The sequence below is a fragment of the Lysobacter sp. 1R34A genome, from assembly GCF_051217035.1.
In the GTDB taxonomy this organism is placed as follows: domain Bacteria; phylum Pseudomonadota; class Gammaproteobacteria; order Xanthomonadales; family Xanthomonadaceae; genus Lysobacter.
On record NZ_JBPKJP010000133.1, the window covers coordinates 1 to 8,819 of the forward strand.

At 68.1% G+C, this 8,819-nt stretch carries 8 protein-coding genes; 2 read left to right on the top strand and 6 right to left on the bottom strand.

What is annotated here, in order from left to right:
- A partial coding sequence (gene mreC / locus ACSAMQ_RS18830; protein WP_435397128.1) for a rod shape-determining protein MreC occupies positions 1-1,004 on the bottom strand: 1,004 nt, incomplete at its 3' end.
- 173 nt (positions 1,005-1,177) lie between these two features.
- Positions 1,178-2,224 carry a rod shape-determining protein gene (locus ACSAMQ_RS18835; RefSeq protein ID WP_031372079.1) on the bottom strand — a complete coding sequence of 349 codons (1,047 nt, stop codon included), beginning with the start codon at positions 2,222-2,224 and terminating at the stop codon, positions 1,178-1,180.
- Between the two features lie 379 nt (positions 2,225-2,603).
- Between ACSAMQ_RS18835 and ACSAMQ_RS18840 the strand changes: the two genes are divergently transcribed.
- Positions 2,604-3,536, top strand: a complete 933-nt coding sequence (locus tag ACSAMQ_RS18840; RefSeq protein WP_435397129.1) for a carbohydrate kinase family protein — start codon at positions 2,604-2,606, stop codon at positions 3,534-3,536.
- A 496-nt stretch (positions 3,537-4,032) separates the two neighbouring features.
- On the opposite strand, the gene ACSAMQ_RS18845 is transcribed toward ACSAMQ_RS18840, so the two are convergent.
- Genes ACSAMQ_RS18845 through ACSAMQ_RS18860 form a run of 4 tightly spaced genes read right to left on the bottom strand, consistent with a single transcriptional unit; the run spans position 4,033 to position 8,468 of the window.
- Positions 4,033-4,764, bottom strand: a complete 732-nt coding sequence (locus ACSAMQ_RS18845) for a glycoside hydrolase family 25 protein (RefSeq protein ID WP_435397130.1) — start codon at positions 4,762-4,764, stop codon at positions 4,033-4,035.
- Between the two features lie 26 nt (positions 4,765-4,790).
- Positions 4,791-5,522, bottom strand: coding sequence for a hypothetical protein (locus tag ACSAMQ_RS18850; RefSeq protein WP_435397131.1), 732 nt, complete (start codon positions 5,520-5,522; stop codon positions 4,791-4,793).
- A complete protein-coding gene (locus ACSAMQ_RS18855) occupies positions 5,519-6,496 on the bottom strand; it encodes an alpha/beta fold hydrolase (RefSeq protein WP_435397132.1) in 978 nt (325 codons plus the stop codon). The genes ACSAMQ_RS18850 and ACSAMQ_RS18855 overlap by 4 nt, the downstream gene beginning before the upstream one ends.
- Positions 6,497-6,506: 10 nt before the next feature.
- On the bottom strand, positions 6,507-8,468 hold the full coding sequence (locus tag ACSAMQ_RS18860) for a M1 family metallopeptidase (RefSeq protein WP_435397133.1): 1,962 nt from the start codon (positions 8,466-8,468) through the stop codon (positions 6,507-6,509).
- A 242-nt stretch (positions 8,469-8,710) separates the two neighbouring features.
- Between ACSAMQ_RS18860 and ACSAMQ_RS18865 the strand changes: the two genes are divergently transcribed.
- A partial coding sequence (locus tag ACSAMQ_RS18865) for an SDR family NAD(P)-dependent oxidoreductase (protein WP_435397134.1) occupies positions 8,711-8,819 on the top strand: 109 nt, incomplete at its 3' end.

Sequence of the window (8,819 nt, forward strand, 5' to 3'; positions counted from 1 at the left end):
CGGGCCGCCCGATCGGTACCGATGCCGGTGCCTGCGGGCGTGGCGGTGGCCGTGTTCGGCGCCGCGGCGTTAGCGGATGCCGCCTCGGCGGCACCGGCGGGAACGCGGCCGGTCTCAGGCATCGCCGGCTGGTTGTCGAACTGGCTGGCGTCGGCCGGCGGCGGCGGCAACGACAGCAGCACCAGCACTTCGCGGCCGCGGTCGAGCTGGGCGGCCGGGCGCACCTCGCCGACCAGGAAGGCGCGGCTGTCGTCGGGGCGCAGCGCGGTGATGGTGCCGACCGGGAAGCCGGACGGGAACCGCCCGCCCAAGCCCGAGGTCACCAGCACGTCGCCGATCCGCACGTCGCTCGACAAGGGCACGCTGCGCAGGGTGAGGCTGTCGCTGCGGCCTTCGCCGTAAGCGACCAGGCGCACGCCGTTGCGCGCTACCGCGACCGGCACCGCGTGCGAGGCGTCGGTGATCAGCAGCACGCTGGCGTGCAAAGGGGTGATGCCGGTGATCTGGCCGAGCAGACCGCCGGCGTCGATCACGCTCTGGCCGACCCGGACCCGCTCGCGGCTGCCGGCGTCGAGCACCAGCCGCTGCCGGGTCGGGTCGAGGTCGATATCGAGGATCGGCGCCAGCACCACGTCCAGGTTGCCGCGCTCGGCCGCTTCGAGCAGGCCGCGCAGGCGCTGGTTGTCGGCCGCGACCGATTGCAGCCGCGCCATCCGCGCCTGGTTGACCAGGGCTTCGTTGCGCAGGCGGCGGTTTTCGTCGGTGAGCTGGCTCATGGTGCCGGCGTCGTCGCTGACGCGCTCGACCAGGCGCCCGGGCCATCCAGCCACCGCCCACAGCGGCGCCACGAACAGTGCGGTCTGCTTGCGCGCCTGGTTGAGCCAACCGCCGCGGTGGTCGAGCACGATCAGGATCAGCGCCAGAGCCAGGTACGCCAGCAGGCGCAGCGTGTCGGCGACTTCGCCGCTACGGGCTGCGGTGGGTGGACCGGCATAGGGAGGCATTGGCGGCCGGGACTCGGGGCTCGGGACTCAGGACTCGGAAGTGCGGCTGCCGCGATCGGCCGCTGCGCACACCGAGCGTTCAATGGCAGCCATCGCAAACAAACCAATCGACGGGCGAGGCAACGGGACAGCGGGCCTTGCGAACGCCGAGTCCCGATGCCCCAGTCCCGGCTTCACTCGGGCGCGAAGAACTCGTTGCCGTGCATGTCGACCAGTTCCAGCGCGCGGCCGCCGCCACGGGCGACGCAGGTCAGCGGATCGTCGGCGACCTGCACGTGCAGGCCGGTTTCCTCGCTGATCAGGCGGTCCAGGTCGCGCAGCAGCGCGCCGCCGCCGGTCAGGACGATGCCGCGCTCGGCGACGTCGGCGCACAGTTCCGGCGGGGTCTGCTCCAGCGCCAGGCGGATCGCCGAGACGATGCCGGCCAGCGGCTCGCGCAGCGCTTCGAGCACTTCGTTGGAGTTGATCTTGATCATCTTCGGCACGCCCTCGGCGAGGTTGCGGCCGGAGACCTCGATGGTCGTGGCGCGCTCCTGCGGGTAGGCGCAGCCGATCTCGAGCTTGATGCGCTCGGCGGTGGCTTCGCCGATCAGGGTGCCGTAGGTGCGGCGCACGTAGTTGATGATCGCCTCGTCGAAGCGGTCGCCGCCGATCCGGACCGAGGCCGAGTAGACGATGCCGTTGAGCGCGATCACCGCCACTTCGGTGGTGCCGCCGCCGACGTCGACCACCATCGAGCCGCGCGCCTCGGTCACCGGCATGCCGGCGCCGATCGCCGCGGCCATCGGTTCCTCGATCAGGTAGACCTCGCGGGCGCCGGCCTCTTCGGCCGATTCCTTGATCGCGCGGCGCTCGACCTGGGTCGAGCCGCAGGGCACGCAGACCAGCACGCGCGGGCTCGGGCGCAGGAACCGCGACTTGTGCACCTTGCGGATGAAGTGCTTGAGCATTTCCTCGGTGTAGGTGAAGTCGGCGATGACGCCGTCCTTCATCGGCCGGATCGTGGTGATGTGCCCCGGGGTGCGGCCGAGCATCTGCTTGGCCTCGCCGCCGACCGCCGCCACGGTCCGGTTTCCGCCGATCAGCCGGTCCTGGCGCACTGCGACCACGGACGGCTCGTTCAGGACAATCCCTTGCCCGCGCACATAAATAAGTGTGTTGGCCGTGCCCAGGTCGATGGACAGGTCATTGGAGAACATGCCGCGAAACTTCTTGAACATCGGGGGATTGGGCCGTCAAAAGTAGGGGCGGAGTGGGGGCGTTAGCCTAGCAACCGCCCCCCCTGCGAGCAAGGAAAATCAACGGTTTCGAGCGAACTGGGCCATTCAGGAGCGGGCCCGGACACCCTGGGGATAACCCTGGGCCGGGGGGCCCTGCGACCCTCCCGGCCACCCCGGACCGCCCCGCCCCGGACCCGGTCGAGGGCGACCCGGGCCCGGCCCGGCACCCTGCCCGCCCCCGGTCTCGGGGCACCGGCCGAGCGGGTCGCAGGCTCCCCGAAAGCACATTAGGAACTGGCCGCGCGCAGCCTCAGCCGCTACCCTACGCCGCCGGCCGGTGATGGACCGCCGCGCTTTTCTATTTCTTATTGGGGTGAACATGTCTGCGCTGATCTGCGGCTCACTGGCTTACGACACCATCATGGTGTTTCCGGACCAGTTCAAGAACCACATCCTGCCGGACAAGGTTCATATCTTGAACGTGTCGTTCCTGGTGCCGCGCATGCGCCGCGAGTTCGGCGGTTGCGCGGGCAACATCGCCTACAACCTCAAGCTGCTCGGCGGCGATCCGATCCCGATGGCGACCGTCGGCCAGGACTTCGGTCCCTATCGCGAGTGGTTCGTCGACCAGAAGATCCGCCTCGACCACGTCAAGGAAATCCCGGAGCTGTTCACGCCGCAGGCGTTCATCACCACCGACCACGACAACAACCAGATCACCGCCTTCCATCCCGGCGCGATGATGCGTTCCTACGAGAACCACGTGCGCGACGTGAAGGACGTGAGCTTCGGCATCGTCAGCCCCGACGGCCGCGAAGGCATGCTGCAGAACGCGACCGAATTCGCCGAAGCCGGCATTCCCTTCATCTTCGATCCGGGCCAGGCGATGCCGTTGTTCAACGGCGAAGAACTGCGCCATTTCATCGAGCAGGCCGACTACGTCACCGTCAACGACTACGAGTCCAACCTGCTGCAGGAACGCACCGGCTGGAGCGAGAAGGACATCGTGCAGCGGGTCAAGGCCTACATCACCACCCGCGGCCCGCACGGCTCGCAGATCCACACGCCCGAGAAGAGCTACGACATCCCGCCGGCGCACGAGCGCCGCGTGACCGACCCGACCGGCTGCGGCGACGCCTTCCGCGCTGGCCTGATCTTCGGCATCGAGAAGGGTTACGACTGGCTTACCGTCGGCCGCATGAGCAACCTGATGGGCGCGCTGAAAGTCGAACACCCCGGCACCCAGAACCAGCGCTTCGACTACGACGAATTCGCCGAGCAGTTCCGCCAGCAGTTCGGGTACGCGCTTTAAGGCTGGGACTCGGGGATCGAGGTTCGGGAATCGGGAATCGGGAATCGGGAATCGGGAATCGGGAATCGAAATTATTCGAAACCGCCCGCCGAAACCGCACCAGCGCCTGCCGCATGCGACAAACAAAAATCCCGGCCTCGGCCGGGATTTTTCGTTTACGCGCACTCCCCCGCTTGTGTAGGAGCGACGTAAGTCGCGACCATCCGATCGCCATACACCTTCAGGAGTAGGAGCGGCGCGAGCCGCGACCGCGAAAGCACGCCAACGACGCAACCGCGATGTCGCGGTCGCGACTTACGTCGCTCCTACAGGGGATAGCGGCGCAGACTCGGACATTGCGTCTCCATGTCATCCCCGCCTCTTGTAGGAGCGACGTAAGTCGCGACCCAAGATCGCCGCACACCCCGCCAGGGTAGGAGCGGCGCAAGCCGCGACACGCTACCGCAGCAACGACGCCATTACGATGTCGCGGTCGCGACTTGCGTCGCTCCTACCCTCAAGGCGACGGCGCGATGGGCTCGCCGCGCCAACGCTCGAACGCGGCCCGGTCGGCGGCATACACGTTCAGATCCACCGGGCCGACGATGCCGTCGACACGGGCGCGGTTGTGGTACTGCCACAGCGCCCAGGCCGCGCGCGTATCCGGCGCACGCACGATCGAACGCCGCCACAGCGCGCGTGCCGGCAACGACTCGCGATAGGCGTCGAAGAATTCGGGCGTGACATACAGCAACGCCGGCTTGGCATAAGCGTGCTCGACCGCGGCGAGGAAGGCGTCGAGCTCGACGCGCATCGCCGCGCCATCCGGCCGCGCGCCACAGTTGCCGCCGAATTCCAGATCGACCGCGGGCGGCAGGGCGTCCGCCTCGACCGGCACCGCCGCGATGAAGTTGCGCGCTTGCTCGGCGCCGCTGCGGCAGAAGGTGAAGAAGTGATAGGCACCGGTCGCGATCCCCGCCGCGCGCGACGCGCGCCAATTCGTCGCGAACAAACGGTCGCGATGGTCGCCGCCTTCGCTGGCCTTGAGGTAGGCGAACGCGACGTCGTCGCGCGCCACCGCGGTCCAATCGATCTCGCCCTGATGATGCGACACGTCGATGCCGCGCAAGGGATAGCGCTCGCGGTCGGGCTGCCAATGCAGAAAACCCCACCATCCAACTGCGGCCACCGCGGCGGCCAACAATGCCGATGCCGACAGCCAGGCGAGCAGCTTTTTGAGGCGCCTCATGCAGATGCTTGCGATGGGAACACCGATTACTTCCAACCCGGCAGCTTGTCCTGCTTCAATCCGCCGACATCGAAGCTCGCCGTGCGGGTGCCGCCGGCCTTGACCGGGAATTCTATGGTCAGTGCCTTGGCCTGGCCGATGCCGCGCCACAGCGCGCGCTCGTCTTCGACGAACATCGCGATGGCCTCGTCGGTCTTGGGACGGCTCCCAGCCATGGTCTTGATTTTGCCGTCGAAGCCGATCTTGAGCTTGCAGCCGCCATAGCAGTCGAAGTCGCCGACCTGCAGCACGAGGTAGCTGCTGCGCCCCCAGTCGGGGTGATCACGGAAGATCAGTTGCACCGGGCGCGGCGTCTTGCCGTCGGTTTCGACGTTGGCGCGGGCGTAGATCGAAGCCGACAGCTGGGTGCCGGCCTTGCCCTTCGCGGTCTTGACCGGCGTGCTCATGTACGACCACAGCGATTCGACGCGGCGCTGCTCGCGCACTTCCTTGGCCTTGGCCTGGGCTTCTTCGTAGAGAGGACGCACGCGGTCGGCGGTCGGCGTGCCGGGGTATTTCGAGGTCACGATCTCGCCGTGGGCCGCGGCCATTTCCCAGTTCTTCTGCCCGTAGGCGGTATCGAATTCTTTCGCCGCCGCGGCGGCGGCCTGCTCCTGCTGCGCGGCCTTGGCCGCTTCGGCGATCTTCGGATCGGGCTGCTTGCAGGCGGCCAGCGCGATCGCGGCGACGAGCAGGATGGTGGCGTGGCGAAGCGTCATCGCGGCGTTCCCTTGGCTATCAGTTGATCCACGGCCTCGGCGACCGCGTCGGGTTGTTCCATCACCGACATGTGGCCGCAGCCGTCCAGCAATACCCGTTGCGCCTGCGGCAGTTTCGCCGCGAACAGCTCCAGGGCGCTGGCGTCGATGACCGCGTCCTGCCGGCACCATAGCAGCAGCGCGGGCTGGCGGATGCCGGTGGCTTCGTCGCCGGGCAGGAAGCGCTCGTCGCCGCGGCCGATCTTGTCGAGCACCGATTGCTCGAACGCCGCGTCGCGCTTGCGCCGGTCGATATAGATGCCGTCGGCCGGCCACGGAATGACCGGCTTGGCCCGTTCGTCGTGGAACAGGATGCCGAGGTAATGCTTGAGGCTGGCGGCGTCGCCGACCGCGAACGGGTTCTTGCCTTCGAGCACTTCGCGGCCGAACACGTTGTCCTTGAAGCGCACGCCGGCCGAATTGAACAGGGCCACGCGGTCGACGTCCGCGGGATGGCGCGCGGCGGCCAGGGCGACGATGGCGCCGCCCATCGAATGGCCGAGCAACACCACCGGGCTGCCCGGCTTGCGCGCGACCTGTTCGACGAAGCGCGCGATGCGGTCGTTTTGGGCGACGAAGCCATAGTCGGCGCCGGCCTTGCGCTCGCTTTCGCCCCAACCCGGCAGGTCCGGGACGAACAACCGATAGCGGCCGCGCAGCCGCTGCGCGAGCGGATACCAGTTTTCCTTGCTGCCGGTGAAGCCGTGCACCATCACCACGGTCGGCGCGTCCGCCGGCGCTTCGTCGTTGTAGGCGTAGACCCAGCGATGGTCGTCGATCTGCGCGGCGTTGCGGCTCAGCCCGGCGACGATGCGCTGGCGCGCGTAATCGCCGAGCACCACGCGGTAGGGATCGCGCCACAACCACAGCAGTAGCGCGCACAGCAAGACGGCCGCCACCAGGGCGACCGTCTTGAGCAGGCGAGCCAGGCTCATGCGCCCGCGCTTACTTCGCCGCGGCCGGCGGCGCGGACTTGGCCTTGGCGATCACCGCCTCGACCGAAGCGGTCGTGATCGGGTGATAGCCGGGCCTGGCCTTGGCGAAGGTGTCCTCGGCCAGCTTCAGGCCTTCGGGCGTTTTCACCAGTTCGCCGTAGGTCGGCATGATCAGCTTGCGGCGGCCGATCTTCTGCAGGAACGCGGCGATCGCCGCGTCGGCCTGGCGATAGCCGCTGCGCACGGCGAGCGGATACCAGCGCTGGGCGATCTCGCCGTTCGGGGTGCCGGTGAAGTGATAAGCGGCGTCGAGCGCGGCGAGCTGCTCGACCTTGAGCGTTTCCGGCATGCCCTCGATGAAGTGGACCCATTCCTGGGTGCTCCACTTCGCGGTCAGCGCCTGGTCCGGCAAGGTGCCGGCCTCGGTCCAGGCCTTGCGCGCGGCGTCGACCGCATCGAAGCGCGGCGACTGCGTGGCCGGCGCCGACTTCGGGATGCCCGGGCCGTAGATCCATTCCTCCAATTCGGCCTCGCTGACCTTGCCCGGATGCTTGGCGAGCAGGTTGGCCTTGGCGTATTCGACGAACTTGGTGGTCGGGATGCTCTGGAAGGCGAAGTGGTCGAAGTAGCCGCGCAGGAAGGGATCGAACACCTCGCGGCCGTAGCGCTGCTCCAGGAACTGCAGGAACCAGGCGCCCTTGGTGTAGACGGTCGCGCTGCTGGCCTCGTCCGGGTCCTTCAGCGTGCCCGGCTTCAACGCCAGCGCCTGCAGCTTGGGATCGATGGTCTTGAACTCGGCGGCGAGTTCGTTGCGGCCGATCACGTTCTCCATGTCGGAACGCTCCTTGCCGTACAGCGCCTCGACGATGCGGTTCTCGACGTAGCTGGTGAAGCCTTCGTTGAGCCAGCCGTCCTTGCTGCTGGAGAAGGTGACCAGGTTGCCCGACCAGCTGTGCGCGAGTTCGTGCGCGACCAGCGACACCAGCGACTTGTCGCCGACGATCACGGTCGGAGTGGCGAAGGTCAGGCGCGGGTTCTCCATGCCGCCGTACGGGAACGACGGCGGCAGCACCAGGATGTCGTAGCGCTCCCAGCGATAGGGACCGTACAACCGCTCGGTGGTTTCCATCATCTTTTCGGTGTCGGCGAACTCGGTCGCCGCCTTCTTCACCATCGCCGGCTCGGCCCACACGCCGGCGCGGTTGGAGATCGGCTGGAACACCAGGTCGCCGGCCGCGATCGCGAGCAGGTACGAGGGGATCTTCTGCGGCATCTTGAAGCTGTAGTCGCCGTCGCGCGGGGCCTTGGGATCGTTGTCGGCGCTCATCAGCACCATCGCGTCCTTCGGCCCGGTGACGTGGGCGGTGTAGGTGAAGCGCACGCTCGGCGTGTCCTGCAGCGGCACCCACGAACGCGCGTGAATCTGCTGCGACTGGCTGAACATGAAGGGCGTCCTCTTGCCCTCGGTCATCGACCGTTCGAGCCACTGCAGGCCCGAGGCGTCAGGCGAGGTGACATAGCTGACGCGCACGCGCTTGCTGCGTTCGGGCACCTCGATGGTGAGCTTGCTGCCGAGGGTCTTGTCGGCCTCGGCGAGGGCGAACTTGAGGTCGACCCACTTGCCGTCGCTGCGCTCGCCGACGACTTTTTCGATCGTCAGGTCGCGGCTGTCGAGCACCAGCTGGGTGGCCTTGGGATCGGTCCAGTCGAGGGTGTAGGTGGCGCTGCCGGTGAGGGTCTTGCTGGCGAAGTCGACCGCGAGTTGCAGGGCGAGATCGTCGATGCGGACCAGGTCGGGCTGGGCGTAGGAATGCTCGTCGCGGTCGGCCGCGGCAGCGGTGTCGTTCACTTCGGCCTCCGGCGTCGCCGCGGGCGGGGTGGAGTCGGCGGCGGGGGTCGCGGCATCGCGCGAGCAGCCGGCGGCGGCGGTCAGGGCCGCGACAAGGCAAACGGTCAGGATCGAAGAACGCATGAAAGGTCCACGGACGACGGGTCGAGCGCCCGAGTTTAGCGCCTCGCCCGCGGCCCGGCATGGTGCACTGCGTCGCCGCGCTTGGCGGTTGGCGGTGCCGCGGGCGGCGGCAACCGCGCAACGATGCTTTCCGCGGCCGGGCGCGCGCAACGGTGCTTCCCACCGCGGCCGTAGGCGCGCGCCGGTGCGCCTGCCACGATCGGCGCCATCGCCCTACCTTCTCTCACTTCAAGGAATACGAGATGACGCTTCTCGCAGGCAAAGTAGCCCTGGTCACCGGCGGCAGCCGCGGCATCGGCGCGGCGATCGCGCGCCGCCTGGCCGCCGACGGCACCGACGTCGTGCTGACCT